1 protein-coding gene and 1 pseudogene are annotated in these 1,214 nt (G+C 68.5%); both read left to right on the forward strand.

All coding sequences use genetic code 11. From position 1 onward, the window contains the following. Positions 1-13: 13 nt before the first annotated feature. Entirely contained in the window at positions 14-109 is a 96-nt protein-coding gene (locus ACMO6A_RS14640; protein WP_418471467.1) for a hypothetical protein, read from the forward strand. Continuing rightward, positions 106-1,214: pseudogene (locus tag ACMO6A_RS14645) on the forward strand (hypothetical protein); the annotation flags it as partial. The gene ACMO6A_RS14640 and the pseudogene ACMO6A_RS14645, both read left to right, overlap by 4 nt.

Genomic DNA, 1,214 nt, shown 5'->3' on the forward strand with positions numbered 1-1,214 from the left:
TGCAACCGACGAGATAGCGCAGATCACCGGCGAGCGCTCAGGCACCGTCCGATCCCACCTCCACCGCGCGCGCAAGGCCCTCAAGATCAATCTAGGAGCGCACTCATGAACGAAAACGATTTCCGCAAGGAGTACGAGCGCATGCAGCACCAGGTGCGCGCGTCGTCCGATCTCAAAGAACGCACGCTAGCCGCCGCCGAGCGGGCAGCCGACCGCTTCGCCTCCTCCGCTCAGCCGGTCGCGACCGCGTCAGCCAAGCGCCCACATCGGCGCGCCGGATCGCGCAGCGGCGGCGTCGCAGTTGCGCGTCGCTGGGGTCTGCCCGCCGCAGCCTGCCTCGTCGCCGCGGCCATCGTCGCCGGCGGCGTGCCCATGGTCATGGGCGCGATGGACGCGGACGGCCATACGGCCATCTCCCTGAGCGACGCCCAACAGGCAAGCGGCTTCGCCGTGCGCGCCTACGCCTCCGACGGCAGCGCGCCGCTCGCGCCCGGCGAGGGGGGCACCGTTGCGTTCGACCGCGACTTGGGCTACCGCTTCTCAGGAGGCGACGACTACAAAGTGAGCGGCTTCTTCACCGGCTGCCTCTTCCACGTTGAGGGCGAGGGCATCTCCCGCGTGCAGGCGAACCTGACGGGCGGAGCCCTGTACCGCGTGACGTTCGAAGACGGACCGACCGACCCCGACGACCCGCGCATGGGCGAGCTGGCAAGCTGGAAGCCCACGGCGCGCGGTACCGGCGAGTACTACGGCGGCTACGATTTCGTCGGAAGCTCCATGCGGAACGGAGAGAGTAAGCTGAGCCTCGCGAAGCTCATGGGTTCCACCATCGACGTCTCCGCAAGCGACGACCCCGGCATCGCGGACGGCACGACGAGTTTCGGCCTCTGGACGAACGAGGGCGAGCCTCCTGAAAACATCATGGGCGACCTGCAATCCCCCGTCATCGACCTGTTCGAAGGACAGACGCTCACCGTCACCGTGACGTTCGAGGACGGGCGCACGTCCACCCAGGCCATCGAGCTGCACGCGGCCAACTTCGAGACCGAAATGGTCGACGGCACCCCCCGCCTGACCACCCGTCTCGCCGCAGACGACGCCGAAGCCCCCTCGGCAGCGAAATCGCTCTACGGCATCGTGGTGAAAGCGGGAAGCGGCCCGTTCCCCTTCCCGCTCGACGACGCGAACGACCGCGCCGACGAAGTGCTGCCCGC

The sequence above is a fragment of the Eggerthella sp. genome, from assembly GCF_048329335.1.
Taxonomy (GTDB): domain Bacteria; phylum Actinomycetota; class Coriobacteriia; order Coriobacteriales; family Eggerthellaceae; genus Eggerthella; species Eggerthella lenta.